This window comes from Helicobacter sp. TUL (assembly GCF_002287135.1).
Lineage (GTDB): Bacteria > Campylobacterota > Campylobacteria > Campylobacterales > Helicobacteraceae > Helicobacter_F.
In genome coordinates, this window is sequence record NZ_NESU01000004.1 from 42,234 (window position 1) to 61,436 (window position 19,203).

Below are 19,203 nucleotides of genomic sequence, written 5' to 3' on the forward strand. Positions count from 1 at the left end.
TTCCCTACTCCCACTCAATCGTGCCTGGTGGTTTGAGACAGAATTTGATTTGCAAGTTCTATGCTTTGATTTAGAAAGTGGTTCATTTGATAACTCTGTCCTCATCAATTAACTTTAAAATTCTATCAAATTCATTAAAAATATTACTGCCTTTTTCAAGATTGATTGGATATTCTTTTTCGTCAAAGTAAATCTTTGATTCCATACTATTGCATAAAACTTCCATATCATCTAAAGAAAAATGTGGTGACAAATCAAATTTATCTCCATATTGTTTATCACCACATTCATAATCTGAAACTTTTAAACCTTTATCTTCACAATAGCAGTAGAAACCATAATCAAGCAAATCTTTTACATTTGTTATATTTCTTAAACCGGGTAAAAGTTCAACCTTATTAACACTATACTCCAGATAGAAGTATCGGATTCTAGAATATCTTTGAAAAGTCTCTTTTCTCTCATTAAGGAAATCAAATAGTGCTGACTCTCCAATTAAAAGTTGCTCCCACCATTCTTTTTGTGATAAATCAGTTTTTTGTTCAATTATCTCTTGCATTTTATCGATTAAATTTTTACCTTTGCACTCTAGCAAAGTGTCTAAAAACTGCTTGAAATAAGGCCAATTTGAATCATTTTTATCTCCTTTAAGAATCCAATTTAAGGCTTCCCTATCTCTAAAAATATCATAGGGGGAATTGCCATAAAAGTAATTTGTATAAGAAAAACTAAAATCCCCTATACATAAAAAGGCTCTTTGAAAAAGCGTAAGATTCTTATCTAAAAATCCCTCCTTATCTAAAATTTGCATTGTTATATTCGCATATTGCTGAAATTTATATAGGTTTGGTTGTTTTAAAAATTCGGATTTTTTGCTATAAGATTCAAAATCAAACTCTTCATCACTAAAATCAAGGAGGAAATCCACCCAACCTTTTAAAATTTTATGCTCACTTGTCTGGTTGAGTATTTCCTCCCAATTTTCTCCTCCCTCACGACTAGCCAAAATCAGTTTTGCTTTTCTTGCTTCTAAATGGTAAATATTGGAATGAAAACTATGTGTAGGACTATTTGCTAAAAATTGATAAATATTTTGATGTCCTTGCGAGAGATGTTTAAATAATCTAAAAAATTGGGGTATATGCTCTTCTGGTTTATCAAGGCGATGATTTTCAATAAAATGCCTACACACTCTTAAATAATCATTAAATGCAGATTTATCAATATTCTCTACCTCTATATTTTCTTTCATAAAAAATAAAATAGAGAAAAAATAGCAAATATCTGGATAGCTCAATATTTTATCAAAAAAATAGGAATCCTTTATTTTTAAAGCTTCCTTAATTTCTAGAGTATCAAATAAAATACATAAATTGATTACCCTATTAAGTAATTTGATATTCTCGATATCCTGCAAAGGTTTATAAAATTCATTTACCTGCTGATTAGGATTTTCAATAGCTTTTTTAATATCTTTAGATTCTATTTCCTCCCTTTCTAATGCAAAAAAGAGAGTAGCATAATGAAGGAAATTACACCCTCGTGTATCAAACTTTTCTGGATTTTTACTATCAAAGAAATAATCACTCCAATTGGTATCTATATTCTTTAAAAGTTCTTGTTCTTTAGAGATTTTAGAATCTTTTTCAATAAAAGACTTAAGGTTTTCATATTTACTAAGCTGTTTGCCTCTTGCATTCATTTTGATATATAGCTCTTCACCAAGCTCAAACTTCCCCATATCAAATAAATCAAAGGTGATACTATCTAGATTTTCCACAAGTTTTTGAATATCTTTTTTATTCTCAACTATTTCAAAGATTAAATCAAGCATATTTAGCATTGCTTTAATAGTGGGGTCATTATTGAGATTTTCTGCTTTCTCAAACTCCCCACCTTTATTCCTAATAGCTTCACTTGGTTTTTTGTTTAAATCAAAGTCTTTTTGCAATAAATTTTTGCAAAAATTTGCAGAGCTTGTGCGCGTGTTGTAAGAAAACTTTTTCAACAAATCTTTTATTTGCTCCAAACAATCTGCTTTTTTATAAAGGTAAAAATGTAATAACCAAAGCGTTGTAATACGCTGTTGTCCATCAATGAGCAAAAATTTATCATTTTCTTGGTAGCCATAAATAAAATCGATATGTAAGGATTGCCTTTTGCCGTTTAATACATTAAAGATTGCAGATAAAAACTCATTGGCAATTTTACTTTGAGACTTTCTGCCCTGTGCGTAGTCTCTTTGTAATATAGGAATTTCAATTCTATATTTTTCTAGCAATTCTTTGAGATTCATTTATTCTCCTTTGTGTATCTTTTTAAAGACTCTTTGATAGCTGCAAGATAATCCTCTTGGTCTTTTTGCTCAAAAATATCAGGATTACTCTTGTTTTCAGAAAATACTTTTTCAAACACTTTTCTTGTAGCAATGGGAATGAGTTTGTCCTGTTCGCCGAGTTTCTGTATTGCTTTGCGTTTTTGACTAAATATTTGATTGCCAATTCGACTATTTGAATCTTTGTCAAGCAATGTGAGATTTTGGATTGTATGTAAAGTTTCATCGTTTTTAAAATTGTCATTAATTTCATTAAATAATTCATCGGCAAAATTAGATTCTTTGATGCTTTGTTTAATTTCTTGCTTGAGCTTATCATCATCAATGTATAATAAAGTTTCCTCAAGCCATTGAGTAATACTTTCATTGTCTTTGCCTTTTATACTTTTAGAATTTTGAGCGTAAATATGCTCTAAACTCCATTGCTCCAGCACAAAACGATTGAATTTAAAATATTCATTGGAACTTTCCTCACGAATAAGATATTCCAAATTAAAAAGTAAGAGAATCTCTTTTATTTTTGCATTATCTTTTTTATACCGTAGTTGCTCCATATTTTCAATCTTTGAAATTTTATTTTGAATTTTTGCTAAAAGCTTTTGCGAAAATAATTCTTTGTTGGTATAATTTTTCCATTCTTTATAGAGGGAATAAATATTTTCTCCACTTAAAATCAAAAATCCAAGATAGTGAAAAATTTCTCTATCTATTTTGTCATTCCCATCTCCACTTGCAAAGCCAGAGAGTGTACTGATTGCATTCTCTAACTCACTCCATTGGTCATTGAGTGTCCCATTTTTATAGCATTTGTAGAAATATTCAAACAAATAATACTTTTCTTTAGAATAGGGAACAAGTGATTTTAAATATGCCTCAATTCGTTGAATATCATCTTTTAGAATTTTGTTCTCTATATCTTCTTTCTCATTAATTTTATTTAATACACAATATCTAAAATCCCTATTTTTTCTCGCTTCAATCTCGCTTTGATACCAAAGTTCTGCCCTACGTTTCAAATCATCGGAATCTAATTCATCATTTTTACTCAAAAATAAGGCTTTAATATTTTCTGCTTCTTCTAAAGGGATTTTTCCAATATTCAGGCGAATAAAGACTTCATTTTCATTTTCTTTGGGGGCTATTTCATACCAGAGAACTTTACATTTATTGAGCAATGTCTTTAAGAATTCATCTTTATCAATGTTTTCATCTTTGAAAAATTTTTGTATAACTTCATAGGCTTTATGAAAATGGTAAAAATCTATATTTTCAACTTCTTTTTTGCTTTTATCTTTGATATTTTTCAAAAAATCAGTGCTCTTGAGACGAGTTTTATAGGAAATATGAAAGAAATCTTTATTTTCAAGGAATTTTATGATTAAAAATATTGTCGTTAATCTTTGTTGCCCATCAATGATTTGATATTCTTCTTTATTGTTTTTCACAACCACAGGCTGTAGGCAATAAAAATCAGGTTGATTCTGCATTTGTGCGAAATCACAAATATCTTGCAACAAAGCTTGAACTTCTCTTTCACCCCAGCGATACCCTCTTTGATAGCTTGGAACAATAAAGCTTTTGTCTTTTAAATCCTCAATGGCTCTTAAAGATTGATTTTCTTGATTCATTTTTACCCTTTTATAATTTCTCTAAATTTTACAACAAAAATTGCAGCATATTACATTCCCTACTCCCACTCAATCGTGCCTGGTGGTTTGGAAGTAATGTCATACACCACGCGGTTTATGCCCTCTACTTCATTAATGATACGATTAGACACAGATTCTAAAAATTCGTGAGGCAAATGCGAAAAAGTCGCTGTCATTCCATCAAGCGCTTCTACTGCTCGCACACAAATTGTGTTATCATAGGTGCGGTTATCGCCCATTACCCCCACGCTTTTGACATTCAAAAGCACACAAAACGCTTGCCACACGCTATCATATAGATTCCACTTATGCAACTCTTCTATAAAAATGCAATCCGCTTCTTTCAAAAGATCCAAATCCGCTTGATTGACTTCTCCCATAATACGAATAGCAAGTCCTGGTCCTGGGAATGGGTGACGCATAAGCATAGATTCTGGCATACCAAGCTCTCGCCCCAAAGCCCTCACCTCATCTTTGAAAAGCTCCCTTAGTGGCTCGATTAGCTCAAATTTCATCCATTCAGGCAAGCCCCCTACATTGTGATGAGATTTTATCGTTTTGCTTGGTCCTTTTACGCTCACAGATTCGATTACATCAGGATACAGCGTGCCTTGTGCGAGGAATTTTATCTCGCCATTAGCATTATGTTTTTTTGCCTCTCTTTCAAAAACCTTGATAAAAGTCTCACCGATGATTTTACGCTTACTCTCAGGATCTCGCACACCTTTAAGCAATCCCAAAAACTCTTCACTTGCATCAATGGTGATAAGTGGCACATGCAAGTTTTCTCTAAACATTTTCTCCACCGCTTCTCTCTCGCCTTTACGCAGAAGCCCAGTATCCACAAAAATAGGGATAAGGTTTTCCCCAATCGCACGATAAAGCAAGGTAGCTACGACGCTAGAATCCACCCCACCACTCACCGCACATAGCACCTTGTGAGGTTTAGCTTTTGGCGATACATCGTGGAGCTTGTTTTTTGCTTCGTCAATAGATGCTTTAGCCTTATCTGTATGCCCAAATGCACAGCTTGTCAAATGATCGCACACAAGCCCCACAGACTGCATAAAGGCATAAATCCCTGTGCTTCCTACAAAGCTAAAGCCTCGCTTTTTGAGATCATTTGCGATCGTATCAGAAAGTGGCGTATGTGTGGGAATCTCCTCCAAACTCTCGAAATGATTGATAATTGGTGTATTATCTACATAATCCCAAAGAAACTTCGCAAAGCTCCCAAACTCACGCTCAATCTCTAAGAATCTTTTGGCATTGTTGATAGCAGATTCTATCTTGGCACGATTGCGGATAATATCTGGATTTTCCATAAGTTCTTGTATCTTTGCCTCATCATAAGTGGCTACAATATGAGGATCAAAGTCATCAAAGGCTGCCCTAAAAGCCTCACGTTTTTTAAGTATCGTGATCCACGAAAGCCCTGCTTGCATACCCTCTAGCACAAGTTGCTCAAAAAGTCGCTTATCATCGTGCTGTGGAATGCCCCACTCAAAGTCATGATAATCTTGATAAAGTTTTTGTGTGGCTTTATCAGAGGCATCATACCCTCGGTAAATCCAACCGCATCGTTGTAGTGGCTGTGTAGTCGTCGCTACATAATCCAAAGCTAACTCCACCATATCACCACATACCGCACCTTTTTCAAAACCAAGTTCGCTAAAAACCTTTAGCCCCTTTTTGTCGTGTGTATCCCATTGTGTGTGGAAGCTCTGTGCATTTTCAAATTGCATAAGCGTATCTAAAAAAGATTGCACTACTTCTTTTTGTGTTAGATTCCTATCGATGATATAACACTCAAAATTGCACCGATAGCCGCTTGTATCCTCTACATACACACAAAAGCCAAAGGCACTTACATTTCCTACATCATCTTTTCTAGCAAAAAAATGCTCTGAATTATGAATGCGTTGTTTTAGCGTCGTGGCAATATGCTCTAATAATTTTGCTCCCATAAATCCGTGTGCTTTTGTGAAGCTCTCTTGCCATAGGGCAAAAATTTGCTCTTGTTGCGCACAATCCTTGGTGCGTTGGAATGTGGGTGTTTGGGATAGTATCCCTGTGATTTTACGAATCTTATCTATCTCATAGGTGATAAAATTTTTCATATTCCAGCTTGTGTCTGCTCTGCAAATATTCACCGCGAAATTTTTGAGAATCTCCCCACCACACTCGCTATGCACGACTTCAGGGTGAAACTGCAAGGCATAGATTTGACGCTTTGTGTCTGCTATGGCGCAATAATGTGTATTGACACTTTTGGCTAATTCACTAAAGCCTTGCGGAATTTTTTCTACCTTATCAGCGTGACTCATCCACACAATAGAATTATTTTTGACATTTGCAAAAAGTGCTGTATCAGGAGCTAGAATCTCTAATTGTGCCTTGCCAAACTCCTGCTCTTTGGCTCGCACCACCGCACCGCCAAAATGATACGCGATATATTGCATACCATAACAAATCCCAAGCACAGGAATGCCAAGCTCAAAGACTTTGTTATCAGGCTTATACGCTCCCTCCTCATACACACTCGCAGGACCGCCACTTAAAATAATGCCCTTAGGATTCTTAGCCTTGATAGAATCTATGCTTTCAAAATAAGGCACGATCTCGGTATAAACGCCAAACTCCCGAAGTCTCCTAGCGATAAGCTGCGTGTATTGACTCCCAAAGTCAAGCACTAACATTTCAACATTATTCATTTTCTTTCCTTACTTAGTCTAAATATATGGTGTTTTTGAGATATTTTTCTAGGGCTTCTTCCTCTAGCACCTCATCAAAACAAGCTTGGATTTTTGTATCCGCTCCGACTTTGATTTGTTTGTTGATATCCGCTACAAACTCCCTAAAATTAGGATTTGAATCCACAAGTCTATCCATAGTTTGCAAATCAATCTCGCTTCTTTTTGCCGACAACAACACTCGAGAATCCAAAGGATTTGCCTCTAGCTTAATCACTCCTATCCCAAAACTTGCATTAAGTCGCCTTAATTCCTCTAGCACATCATCTTCTATGTCTTCAAAAATCACCAAATAGCCTTCATTTGCCCAACTAGAATTAGAAACTGCTTGGAAATAAGATTCTTTTAGATTCCCAAAATTTACCTTGACTTTTAATTCAAACGAAAAGAGGCTGTACACATTGTGATTGATATGTTTGAGGATTTCAAGGGTTTGGGGTTCATAATCATTAAAAGGTATATAAACGCCTGCAATATCGGGGTTTTCCCATTTGTCTTTGCCACTTATTTGTTTTTTGCTTTTTTCGTGATAGATTGTTTTGCATTGCAATCTAAATTCAGTTGCATTTGCGAGATAATACACAAGCAAAGGGTGCAAATCTCGCTCTTTGTATTTGGTGTTTTTTAGGCTTTCTGTTTCTTCTTTGGTGATGAGTTCTTGCACATCTTCTTTGAGTTCATCTTTGCGAGATTTGAGCCAAAAGGTGGTAGGTCGCTTGGTAGTAATGAAAAAGATAGAATCTTGCCTTTTAGTATTAAAATAAAGCTGACCTGCCAAGGTTTTCCAAGGTATTTTACTGGTGCTGTCTAAGAATTGTATAAGTCCCTTTTGCGTAGCCATATCCCATATTTGTTGGTAAGTCATAGGCTGCTTAGCTTCTTGCAAAATCTGCTTTGCTAACTCCAAAAATGTCATTTTTGCCATAGGATTCCCTGCTGTTAGGTTTTGATGTGGGGTATTATATTGTATTTTTACTTAAAGACATAAGGCTAGTGTATAAGCAATTTTGTTAAAATGCAAGTATTCTAGCTTAAAAAGTATAAAAAGATTTTTCACACAATATTTTTAGATAATAGGTAAATAACATTACAAAAAGCAAGGTAAAAATGAGCAAATTTAAACTTACTCAAATCCAAACTAAAAGCATTTTGAGCAAATCCAATCTTCCTGTGGCTGATTATTCGGTAAATCCTTGTAAATTATTTTTCACAAAGAAGTGAAGAAAAATCCCACAAAGCAGGACTCAATACATTAAAGCTTAATGGGATAAATCTTGTGATGAAAATATCACGCATTTTTAGTTCTTGTGTTAGCCCATTACCAAGCAAAATTTTGTGCTTGTTGGGGCTTTGTTGTTAGTAATTTTAATACAGATTCACAGGATAAGGATCTCTGTTATCTACCGTAAATCTCTGATGCCAATATGGATATGCCAATTTTGTTTGACTAGCCTTATCTAATCTTTTGATATGTTCTACATCAAGCTGTAACTCACTAGCTTGCAAATTTTCTTTTAATTGCTCAACTTTTGTAGCACCTATCACAAGGGAGCTAATTGTCGGTCTTGATAATACCCAAGCAAGTGCAATTTGTGCTATTGAATGACCAATTTCTTTGCTAATAGATTCTAACTCATCTACAATACTTAATAAATGCTCTCTATCCATATCCCAAGCACCGCCTCTTCCTAATCTAGAATCATCGATGTTTTGCTTACTTCTTGTGATTTTACCTGATAGCAGAGATCCACTCAAAGGACTCCAAACAAGTGTGCCTATTTTTTCTTCTATGCCAAGTGGCATTAACTCATTTTCAAATTCTCTCGCACCAAGCGAATAATACGCTTGATGCACCACGGGTCTTTGGAGATTATAGGCATCTGCAACACTAAGCATTTTCATCAAATGCCAACCTGAATAATTGCTCACTCCAAAATAGCGTATTTTGCCTGATTTGACTAAGTCATTAAGTGTTTGTAAGGCTTCTATATGTGGAGTTCTTGCATCATAGCAATGCAAATGATACAAATCAATATAATCTGTTTGCAATCTCTGCAAACTCGCTTCAACACTTTGTAAAATCTTTGATCTTGAAGTGCCGATGTCATTTGGATTATCGCTCATCCACATACCTGTTTTTGTAGAGATAAAAACTTCAGATCTTTTGTAGTCCTTAAGGGCTTGTCCCAAAATAATTTCAGAATCTCCAAGAGAATAACAATCTGCGGTATCAAAGGCATTAAACCCCAAATCCATACACACTTTAATCAAAGCCTTAGCCTCATCTACTTGAGTGCTACCCCATTTTTTAAAAACTTCTGTGCTGCCTCCAAATGTCGCAGTTCCTAGCATCATATTTGGGATAACTTGCCCACTATTGCCTAAATATCTGTATTTCATACATATCTCCTATAACAAATAATTAAACTTGGCATTATACACGCCATGCGATACATTTCAACAAACCCTAGATTCAAAAATGCACTTGTGCAAGATGTCTAAAAACAACCCAAGAAAAACTCCACACAATTAACCCAAGCAACGCTGCACTACCCAAAGCTATATATGCATAAAAATACCCAAAATACTGCGCTACAAAACCACCCAAACTTCCACTTAATGCACCACCGATACCACCCCAAGTCATCACAAAACTAAATCCGGCATTGATATGCCCACTACCACGCAAGACTATCGCCACCAAAATAGGCACAATCACACCTGTAATCCCAGCACCAACTCCATCTAGAATCTGTGTAGCGACCATACCGCCCAAGCCCTCATAATTTGCCGCAATCATCGCACGCACACAAAGTCCTAAAAGAGAAATTGCCATAAGAGCAAAAAGGGTTTTTGAGAGCTTGGAATTACTATCATCGTGCAAATCTCTATGAGAATCCCCCAAAGGATTTACAATAAGTTTGCCACATACAAGCGCGATAAGAATCATTGTGCTTTGAGCGATGATAATAGTAGCTGCTGCATACGCACCACTTGAATCTATCCCCAAAGTATGCGCGCGCTGACTTAAAAGCGGAAGCATAGCAGCATTGCTAAGATGAAAGCAAAACATTGCAAAACTTAGCGCCATAATGCGTTTATCCATAAAGCTTCTTTTAAGAGATTTTGGCTTAAGCATAGTGGCAGTAGATTCTTCATCACCCCTTGCTAAAGCGTGGTTTATAGAGACATTGCGTAACAATGCAAGACATAATAACGAAAAGACTCCCATAAGAATAGTGATGATAAAAATCGAGGTTATCCCATAATACCAAGCACACACGAGGCTTAATCCTGCGCTAAAAGCAGTCCCAGCGTGTTTGTAAGCTTCATTTTTGCTTGTTTGGAGTGCATATTGCTCTCTACCAACAATCCCAAGCGTTATCGCCGCAAAAGCAGGAGCGAGAAACACGCCACACAAAGCGATAGCAAGTTGTGCGATGAGTGTAAAAAGAAATGTTGGATACAAGAAGTTTAACAACACACTACCACTAATAGCACAAATACAAAATGCAATAAGTGTGCGTTTATAAGGTGTCTTATCGACTAAGATTCCAAGTGGCACACCAAAAAGCAACGCGCAAAGAGAAGTAATTGTGCCAATAAGCCCAATTTGCCCCTCTGAGAAATGATAGTTTTTTAAAAATACGCCTAGATAAGGACCTAAGCCATCACGCACATCAGCAATAAAGAAATTTAACCACGCTAAAGCGTTATAGGCACTCATCTATTTTCTTTGCACAAAGTTTAGTATTCAATGCCTATTGCTTTTAGCCTATCGCGTATGTAACGCATTTGAATATTTTTATCAAAACACCATTGTGGCGCAAGAAGAGTTTCATCGTGTGCTCCTGCGCTAATGCGTTGCACCACGACTTCAGGTGGTAGGCGACGCAAAGATTCTACGATAAGATCTCCAAACATTTCTAAGCTAATAGGTTTATATTCTCCATCTTTATAGAGTTTTGCTAATCGCGTTCCATTCACAACATACATAGGGTGAATCTTGATACTATCAATCCCCCATTCTATAACGCAATCTAGTGTATGCAACATCATTTCTTCAGTTTCTTGGGGCAATCCATAGATAATGTGTGCGCACACCTTTATCCCTCTAGCGCGAGTTTTGGCAAAGAGTTCCTTAGCACCATCTATGCTATGTCCTCTGTTGGTGAGCTCTAAGGTTTTGTTATATACTGATTGAATCCCATATTCAAGCCAAATCTCTTTCCCTGCCTTGACATAGCCCTCTAGTAAATCTAGCACCTCATCACTCACACAATCAATCCGAGTGCCAATGCTCATACCCACGACATTGGGCAACCCTAATGCGCAATCATACAAGGCTTTAAGCGTATCGATATGGGCATATGTGTTGGTATAAGATTGAAAATACACCATATATTTTGAAATGCCAAATTTTCGCTCGTGAAACTCCGCATGCCACGCAAATTGTTCTCTAAGTTGTGTAAGTTGTTTGTCTAAAAGTGGGTTATTTTTGAGTGTAAAATTCATTTTCACTTCACTACGCTTATCGATTTTCACAAGACTTGGCGAAAATGATTCGTTATCGCAATAAATACATCCTCCCTTTGCAACACTCCCATCGATATTTGGACATGTAAAGCCCTGTAAAGAAATGGGGATCTTGCGCACTCTACTCCCAAAACGCTTTTTAAAATACCGCCCAACAGTAAGGATCACACGCATATTTACTCCTTAAAATTTTTATCCCTATTTAGCACTTTGGAGTAAATATTCATCGACATACTGCCCATCAAAACACGCCTTGCAAAATTCTTGATTTCCTCCTATGCTACGCAACATACCATCAATAGACAAAAAGCCCAAAAAATCTGCCCCAATATACGATCGCACTTCCTCTATGCTTTTGTTTGCACAAATAAGCTGATCTTTATCAGGTGTATCCACACCATAATAGCACGGCGATATGGTAGGAGGCGCAGAAATAAGGAGATATACTTTTTTCGCCCCTGCCTTACGCAGAATCTGCACAATCTGCTTACTTGTCGTCCCACGCACTACAGAATCATCAATCACAATGATTTCTTTGCCTTGTATAACACTAGAAATAGGATTAAGCTTAAGTCGCACTTTTAATTCACGCATTCTTTGCAAAGGCTCGATAAATGTCCGTCCCACATAGTGATTTCTAATAATCCCAAGCTCAAAGTCTATGCCACTTTGCTTTGCGTATCCAAGTGCCGCTGCTACTCCAGAATCTGGGACAGGGATAACAATATCAGCATTGAGTTTATGCTCTTTGGCAAGTTCAATCCCCATATTTTTGCGAATCTCATACACATTTTTGCCATACACTTGACTATCAGGGCGAGAAAAATACATATACTCAAACACGCACGGCTTAGGTTTTGGTGCAAAAACCTGCACGCTTTTTGGCTCACACGCATTAAGTGGTGTATATGCTCCTTCAAAAATTAGCATTTCACCGGGTGCAACATCACGCACATACTCTGCCCCCACAAGATCAAAGGCACAAGTTTCGCTTGCCACGATATACCCCACGCTGCCATCATCATTATATATCTTGCCCAAACTCAATGGACGCAATCCATAGCGATCACGCACGACAAACATTTTGCTTCGTGAAAGAAACACAAAACAATACGCGCCATCAACATAACTTAGCGCATCAATAATGCGATCTATGAGATGTTCTTTTTGAGAGTGGGCAATAAGATGAATAAGATTCTCTGTATCAAGATGACTTTGAAATATCGCACCTTTATCTATGAGCATTTTACGCACTGCTTTGGCATTTGTGAGGTTGCCATTATGCACGATTGCCATTTCACCAAGTGAATAGCGTGCAAAAATAGGTTGTGCTTCATTAATAGAATCTTCTCCTGCAGTAGAATAGCGATTGTGTCCTATGCTTGATTTACCTTGAAGTTTTTTGAGATTTTCTTCATCAAAAACTTTTGTCACTAAACCATTGCCTTTAAGTGTCGTGATTTTTGTGCCATCAGAGGTGCTAATACCACTAGCTTCTTGCCCTCTGTGCTGCATTGCAAACAACGAATAATAGCTTAAAATCGCGGCATTATTCACATTATAAACACCTACTACCGCACACTCTTCATTCCAATCTTTCATTCTCTACTCCTATGTTCAAACTTTTCACATAAAAAATAACAAACATGCATCTATAGCCTAACGCCCTTTGTAATTTTGGCTACATATCTAATCCTCCTTGAATCGCTACGCACATTTGCGTTTTGGCAGGATAGATAAGATAACCCTTTGTAGGCTTACCACTTAGCATACCTAAAAAATCTACATATTCTTTGACCTGCATAAAATGCTCATCTTTTGGAAGATGAGAGCTTTTGTAATCTAGCACAATCAGCTCATTATCATCTTGCAAAATAGCATCTACCCTAAAAAATCTTCCATTATGCAAATATGATACCTCTGTATGCACCTTGCGAGATGTGTAAAGCTCCATAAATTCTTGATTATGGATTGCACGCAAAAATGTATCTTGCACTGCTTGTAGCGTATGTTGTGGAAGCACAAAACCATAGAGATTGCGCGCGATGTGTTGCATTTGCTCTGTATCTTGTGGTGTGCATTGTTTCCCCAACAAATACTCAAAATAACTATGCAATGCCTTTCCAAAGAGGATAGATTCTATAGAAAATTCTTGTGGCTCATTATCAGATTCTATACGCATAAAATCCCCTTGTCTTCCAAGCTTTGGAAGTGGTGTATAGGGATTTTTTAGCACCTGTGTTTGTTTGGGTGTGTGTGGCGTAATCTCATTAGATTCTAAGCTCCCTTGTGTGCAAGGCGTAAGATTTAGGCGTTCAAAACGCGATTTGGCACTTTTGGCTGCAACAATAAGGCTTTGTTTTGCACGTGTAAAAGCAACATAGAGTTGATTAAGGCTTTCTATCTCATCTAGTGCATTTTTGGCGTCCTTGGCGGTTTTATACGCACTATCAATATTCTCTCGCCCACCATATGCATAATACGCATTCACTAAATTAATGCCTTTATATTCATACACGATCTTGCTATATGATGTGCCAAGCTTTGTTTTTAGAGAATCACTAACAATAAGATGTTTAAACTCTAGTCCCTTAGATTTATGGATAGTCATAATCCTAATGCCATAAGAGCTTTCTTTTGGTGCATTGACTTCAAGTAACTCATAGGCTTGAAGAAAATCTTGTATGTTTTCATACTCACACGCCTGCTCCAAAAATCGCATACTTGCTACACACCCTAAATGCAAAGATTCTATAACTTCATACACATATTGTGCACAATTGGTTACAGAGGCAGGAAGTGGCGGATTCCAAAACAATTCCTTGCCCAAAAGTTTAGCTATATTGTATTTATAGAGTATATTTTGGGTATGGGCATAATACAAGGCATTGAGAATCACATTGCACGGAAACGTATCAAAGAAATTTTGTGAAGTCTCAACAATAATTTGCAAATTAGGATCACGAAATTTGAGAAAATCACGCAACATCTCAACTTCTTGATTTGTAAAAGTTACAATCGTAATTTCATCAAGTTTAGCGCCATGTTCTAATAACTCGCACACGCTTTGATAGATAATCTCACATACCTCATCACTCATTGCTTGTGAATCTTGTGTGTTTGTAAATCGCACCGACACATAGCCTTGTGAATCTTGGTTTTTGAGTTTTTGGGGGATATAACTTGCCCCATATTGTGCGCCAAAAATCGTATTAATAAACTCTAGCACATTATTACTTGAGCGATAATTATAGGCTAACTCATCAACTTTAAGTCTTTGTGCCATTGTGTCAAATACCTCGCTAAAGCCTCCTCTAAAGCCATAAATACTCTGTTTTGTATCGCCCACCATAAATACACTACGATCTTGGATTCTTCCACTACCAGAGAGAATCTCTTCAATCAATGGCAAGAGGATTTGGTATTGCACAACACTTGTGTCTTGAAACTCATCAAGCAAGATATGCATAATCTTATCATCAAGCCGAAAATAAAAAAACGCGCGATCGTGATGCGTGTATAACAACTCCAAAACCTTATATGTAATATCATGATAATTCAAAATATTTGTTTGACTAAGATAGGCATTTTTTATGGCTCTAAATCTTTCAATATATAAAAACACGCGCGAAAAAATCTCATTTTCCTTGCAAGAAAAATATTGTCTAAGTAACTCTCGCAATGCTTCAAATTCTGAATCTAGGGATTGAATCTTTAACTTTTTAAAATAATGATATTGTGAGCCATCAATCACCCATTTTTTGGTAGCAAGAGTTTCTATTTTTGTGTCTGCAAAAGCATTAATCCTGCTTTGGCTAATCCCCTCGATATTTGTAATTTTTGCTTGTAAAAAGGCGACTTTAGATTCTATGGCTTGTGTGATTTGCTTTAGTGGCGTGTTTGTGGTGAAATGCGAAAAAACTTCCTCTAACTCATCATAATGCCACAAGATATCCAAAAAATTCAGAATCTTTTGGTTTGTGCCAAAATATTGATCACAAAATCGCACAAAATCGCGTAATTCATTTGGACTAAAAGATTGCAAAAATCGCTCATAAATATCTTTTTGCGTATATCTACCAATCTTAAAATCACTTGCCACACCCACATACCAGCAAAACTTTTGCAAAATCGTATAAAAGAATGAATCTAGCGTCGTAATGCGCGTATGTGCTTGATTAAATTCATCATAAATGCGTGCGATGTGTTGCTGTATGAAGTCTTGGGTAATGCCATTTTTTTGGAGTTCTTTAAAAAATACATTCTCTGTAAGTGTGTTATTTTGTGTGTCTTGGAGGAGATTTTTTAGGCTTTGAGAGATTCTATGACGCATCTCGTGCGAGGCTTTGTTGGTGAATGTGAGCGTTAAAATCTCATAGGGCTTAGCACCCTTGCACAATAAATACACATAGCGCAACGCTAGAGCAAAAGTCTTGCCACTACCAGCAGAAGCCCTAAGCGCTAGATACTGCTCCACACTTATCCTTGTATGCTAACCTTAAATTTTTCAAGCAAAAACGCAGGTTGGTAGCTTTGCTTTGCTTTGCGCAATCCCTCTATACCCAAATCTTCTTCGCGATTGACCCACACACAATCACTAAAACAATGTTGCAACACTTGCTGATTGATAGCTTGATAGATTCCGCGGTATTGTGAATCTGCTTTTTCAATATGCATAACAGCAACCTTGCCAGATTTGTTTATATAAGATTCTCCACTTGATGGCTGTGTAAGATCACTTTGTTCATACGCCAAATTGCACGCAAGCACTTCACCAAAGCTAAATGCCCCAACTTTTCCATCAATAAAAATCACGCCACCCTGTAGCCCTAGATTCTCATACGAATTGAGTGCATCTTGTATCCCAAGGTATTCAAATTGTAAGCCATCACTTTTATTTAGATTTGCCTCAAACCACTTCTCATATGCCTCAAGAATCGCAGGGATATTATGCGCACTAATTTCCTCAAACACAAAATTACCATATTCTTGCAAAAAAGCATTTAAATGATTTTTTTTCTTGTGGTATTTACGCCCATTGAGCGCAATAAGCTCTGCTACATCATAGATATAATCAAATTTTTCTCGCACCGCCACACTCTGCACCCCAAAATGTGAATCTATCGCACTAGCTTGCTGTTTGCTAAGTGAAGCAAGGTGCAATCCAAAACCAAGTGCGCGATAATGCGTCTTTAATGCCTCTAAAACGCGCAATGCATGGGAAATAGAAGATGCACCTATAGGGAAGAATACAAAAGGCTCACTACCCTGATAGCAGGTTTGAATAATCAGCGTATCTTGCAGCACCGCATAATGTATCTCTCGCGCATGACGCCACATAAAACAATTTGTAAAATTCATATCAGAAAGTGCGATATTATCTCGCATCATATATTGCCCAAAAATCTTTTGCGCATCTAAAGTAATGGGTGAAAACTCAATCATTTCCTCACCTTTATCATCTCATTCAAAATCAAACCCTGCAACATAGCTCCCAAGCCACTTTAATTCTTCTTTGCGCTTTGCAAAAAGTGCTTGGACATTTTCATCAAGATAATGTCCCTTAAAATCGATAAAAAAGCCAAAGGCAAAGCTATGCTTAGACTTAATAGGGCGAGAATCTATCTTTGTTAAATTGATACCAAAATGTTTAAAATCCTCTAACAAGCCAAAGAGTGCAGCCGTTTCCTTATAATTTCGTAAAGTCGCAAACACAGAAGTTTTGTCATTACCGCTTGGTGCATTGACAAAATCACTCACCACCACAAAGCGTGTGCGATTATCGTGGGTATCCTCGATATTTTCAAACATTATAGGAATCTCATACAACTTAGCAGCAACCTTGGAGCAAATCGCCGCACTCTGTGGATCCTCACTTGCAATTTGCGCGGCTTTAGCTGTCGAATCTACAGAGATAAACTCCAATTCATCTAAATTATGTGATTTCAAAAATTCACTACATTGCCCAAATGCTATATCTTTGGAATAGATTCTACGAAGCTGGCTTAAATGCTCACATCTAGAAATAAAGCTATGATGAATAGGGAGCACCAACTCTGCAATAATCTTTAAATCAGAGTTATTTAAGTGATCTATGGTAGCACCAACTACGCCATTTGTGTTATTTTCAATAGGCACGACACCATATTTCACGCGTTTTTGCTCAAGTGCCTTAAAAACCGCAGGAATAGTATTTAGCGCGATATATTCACTCATCGCACCAAATCTCTCTCGTGCTGCTTGATGTGTGTAGCTCCCAATAGGACCCAAAAACGCGACTTTTTGGCGCATTTCAAGATTGCGAGAAATTGCAAAAATTTCTTGATAAATCGCACTTACTGCCTTTTTATCCAAAAAGTCCTCATCTCCAAGCTCTGCACTCAAGCGCTCAATAATCGCCCTCTCACGCTCTGGGCGATAGATAGAACTACCGCTTTGGTGCTTTTGCACTCCTACTTGATGCACAAGCTTCATACGATTTTTGAGTAATTGTAAAATTTGTGTATCAACCTCATCAATACTCTTGCGTAATGTCTGCAAATGCTTATCATCATTGATATTGTGCTGTGCCATGTTATCGCCCACTTTCTAGAGAATCTACTGCCAACCCGCGCCTCTTTTCTAAGATTTCTAGCTCATCAGCCACCATAGTTTCAAAACGATCGGCAGGTTTAATAAGAAAATCTTTGTTATCTAGCACCCCTACTTCTGGAGCTCGTGCCCTTGTGTTATAGGTGTGTGCCATACTATAGCCATATGCTCCAGCATTTGCAAATGCAATAATATCACCATGTGCCAAAGGTGGTAACTCGACATTTTTTGCTAAAAAATCACTAGATTCACAAATCGCTCCAACAACATCAGCTTGTGAAAAAGTCTGTGTAGAGGTGGATTGTGGCGATGTTTCTTGTGAATCTTGGCATATTACACCATCTTTTTGCACAATCTGTATGGTATGGATAGCATCATAAAGAGCTGGGCGCATAAGATCATTCATCGCGGCATCAATGATAACAAAGCGCTTGTGTCCATTATCTTTTTCATACAGCACACTACTCACAAGCACGCCACTTTTACCCACGATATATCTACCTGGCTCGCAAATAATAGTCACATCAAGTCCGCGTAACGCATCTAAAATCACTTGCGCATAATCATATAATGAAATCTCGCACTCATCTGTATAGCGGATACCTACGCCACCACCTACATCAAAAAAGCGAATATCAATCCTAAGCGCCAAAAGGCTATGGGTAAGCTCGGCAATTTTTTTAGCACCCTGCTTGATAGGATCTAAATCTGTGAGTTGTGAACCTATATGAAAATGTATGCCTATGGGCTCTATGTGGGGAGAATTTTTGGCAAAAATATACATTTGTTTAGCACTTTGAATATCTACGCCAAATTTATTTTCATGTAAGCCTGTGGAAATATAAGGATGTGTTTTAGCATCGATATTGGGATTAACGCGCACAGAGATTCTCGCCACAACACCCAAATCTTTGGCAATAGATTCTATACGCTCTAATTCTGCCCTGCTTTCGACATTTAAAAACAAAATATCACTCATCAATGCCTCGCGTATTTCATCATCACGCTTACCCACGCCGCTATAAATAATTTTATATTTAGGGATTCCTGCCATAATTGCGCGTCGCACTTCACCGATAGACACACAATCCGCACCTGAACCAAGCTTAGCGAGGTGATTAATAATACTAAGATTAGAGTTTGCCTTTAGGGCATAACAAATGAGAGACTTGCGCGCCTTAAAAGCATTCTTAAAGGCTTCAAATTGCGTGGTAATGGATTGAAAATCATATACATACAAAGGCGTGCCATATTGTTTTGCACAATGTGCAAGTAAGGCATTATCTAGGGAATTATCCATAATTGTTAAGGCTCCATAGGGGTTTTGATAAGCGGTTAT

The 19,203-nt window shown here is 37.1% G+C and carries 12 protein-coding genes and 1 pseudogene; all 13 read right to left on the bottom strand.

Features of this window, described 5'->3' with window-relative positions; translation table 11 throughout:
- Positions 1 to 82: 82 nt before the first annotated feature.
- The gene (locus B9T66_RS02905; RefSeq protein ID WP_095627503.1) at positions 83 to 2,296 is read right to left on the bottom strand and encodes a GmrSD restriction endonuclease domain-containing protein; all 2,214 of its coding nucleotides are present in this window, start codon (positions 2,294 to 2,296) and stop codon (positions 83 to 85) included.
- The gene (locus B9T66_RS02910; RefSeq protein WP_095627504.1) at positions 2,293 to 3,963 is read right to left on the bottom strand and encodes a DUF262 domain-containing protein; all 1,671 of its coding nucleotides are present in this window, start codon (positions 3,961 to 3,963) and stop codon (positions 2,293 to 2,295) included. The genes B9T66_RS02905 and B9T66_RS02910 overlap by 4 nt, the downstream gene beginning before the upstream one ends.
- Positions 3,964 to 4,022: 59 nt before the next feature.
- Complete coding sequence (guaA, locus tag B9T66_RS09010; RefSeq protein ID WP_374220121.1) at positions 4,023 to 5,615, bottom strand: glutamine-hydrolyzing GMP synthase; 1,593 nt, start codon at positions 5,613 to 5,615, stop codon at positions 4,023 to 4,025.
- A 447-nt stretch (positions 5,616 to 6,062) separates the two neighbouring features.
- A pseudogene (gene guaA / locus B9T66_RS09015) lies at positions 6,063 to 6,698 on the bottom strand (glutamine-hydrolyzing GMP synthase); the annotation flags it as partial.
- A 13-nt stretch (positions 6,699 to 6,711) separates the two neighbouring features.
- Positions 6,712 to 7,662, bottom strand: a complete 951-nt coding sequence (locus B9T66_RS02920; protein ID WP_095627506.1) for an HTH domain-containing protein — start codon at positions 7,660 to 7,662, stop codon at positions 6,712 to 6,714.
- A gap of 440 nt (positions 7,663 to 8,102) precedes the next feature.
- Positions 8,103 to 9,137: an aldo/keto reductase gene (locus B9T66_RS02925; RefSeq protein WP_095627507.1), complete on the bottom strand. Its 1,035-nt coding sequence runs from the start codon at positions 9,135 to 9,137 to the stop codon at positions 8,103 to 8,105.
- Positions 9,138 to 9,210: 73 nt separating this feature from the next.
- Positions 9,211 to 10,464: an MFS transporter gene (locus B9T66_RS02930; protein WP_095627508.1), complete on the bottom strand. Its 1,254-nt coding sequence runs from the start codon at positions 10,462 to 10,464 to the stop codon at positions 9,211 to 9,213.
- 20 nt (positions 10,465 to 10,484) lie between these two features.
- Positions 10,485 to 11,447, bottom strand: a complete 963-nt coding sequence (locus B9T66_RS02935; protein ID WP_095627509.1) for a TIGR01212 family radical SAM protein — start codon at positions 11,445 to 11,447, stop codon at positions 10,485 to 10,487.
- A 24-nt stretch (positions 11,448 to 11,471) separates the two neighbouring features.
- A complete protein-coding gene (purF, locus tag B9T66_RS02940; RefSeq protein ID WP_095627510.1) occupies positions 11,472 to 12,875 on the bottom strand; it encodes an amidophosphoribosyltransferase in 1,404 nt (467 codons plus the stop codon).
- Between the two features lie 79 nt (positions 12,876 to 12,954).
- Positions 12,955 to 15,750: a RecB-like helicase gene (locus B9T66_RS02945; protein ID WP_180763319.1), complete on the bottom strand. Its 2,796-nt coding sequence runs from the start codon at positions 15,748 to 15,750 to the stop codon at positions 12,955 to 12,957.
- A gap of 2 nt (positions 15,751 to 15,752) precedes the next feature.
- A complete protein-coding gene (locus tag B9T66_RS02950) occupies positions 15,753 to 16,718 on the bottom strand; it encodes a DUF2156 domain-containing protein (protein ID WP_257874577.1) in 966 nt (321 codons plus the stop codon).
- Positions 16,719 to 16,736: 18 nt separating this feature from the next.
- Positions 16,737 to 17,846, bottom strand: a complete 1,110-nt coding sequence (gene pheA, locus B9T66_RS02955; protein ID WP_095627512.1) for a prephenate dehydratase — start codon at positions 17,844 to 17,846, stop codon at positions 16,737 to 16,739.
- Position 17,847: 1 nt separating this feature from the next.
- Positions 17,848 to 19,164 (bottom strand): diaminopimelate decarboxylase, encoded by a 1,317-nt coding sequence (gene lysA / locus B9T66_RS02960; RefSeq protein ID WP_095627513.1) that lies wholly within the window; start codon positions 19,162 to 19,164, stop codon positions 17,848 to 17,850.
- Positions 19,165 to 19,203: the final 39 nt, after the last annotated feature.

What these genes read in the sequence shown, in the direction of transcription:
- B9T66_RS02905 (WP_095627503.1), bottom strand. Translation starts at nt 2,296, where the DNA reads ATGAATCTCAAAGAATTGCTAGAAAAATATAGAATTGAAATTCCTATA.
- B9T66_RS02910 (WP_095627504.1), bottom strand. Translation starts at nt 3,963, where the DNA reads ATGAATCAAGAAAATCAATCTTTAAGAGCCATTGAGGATTTAAAAGAC.
- B9T66_RS02920 (WP_095627506.1), bottom strand. Translation starts at nt 7,662, where the DNA reads ATGGCAAAAATGACATTTTTGGAGTTAGCAAAGCAGATTTTGCAAGAA.
- B9T66_RS02925 (WP_095627507.1), bottom strand. Translation starts at nt 9,137, where the DNA reads ATGAAATACAGATATTTAGGCAATAGTGGGCAAGTTATCCCAAATATG.
- B9T66_RS02930 (WP_095627508.1), bottom strand. Translation starts at nt 10,464, where the DNA reads ATGAGTGCCTATAACGCTTTAGCGTGGTTAAATTTCTTTATTGCTGAT.
- B9T66_RS02935 (WP_095627509.1), bottom strand. Translation starts at nt 11,447, where the DNA reads ATGCGTGTGATCCTTACTGTTGGGCGGTATTTTAAAAAGCGTTTTGGG.
- purF (WP_095627510.1), bottom strand. Translation starts at nt 12,875, where the DNA reads ATGAAAGATTGGAATGAAGAGTGTGCGGTAGTAGGTGTTTATAATGTG.
- B9T66_RS02950 (WP_257874577.1), bottom strand. Translation starts at nt 16,718, where the DNA reads ATGATTGAGTTTTCACCCATTACTTTAGATGCGCAAAAGATTTTTGGG.
- pheA (WP_095627512.1), bottom strand. Translation starts at nt 17,846, where the DNA reads ATGGCACAGCACAATATCAATGATGATAAGCATTTGCAGACATTACGC.
- lysA (WP_095627513.1), bottom strand. Translation starts at nt 19,164, where the DNA reads ATGGATAATTCCCTAGATAATGCCTTACTTGCACATTGTGCAAAACAA.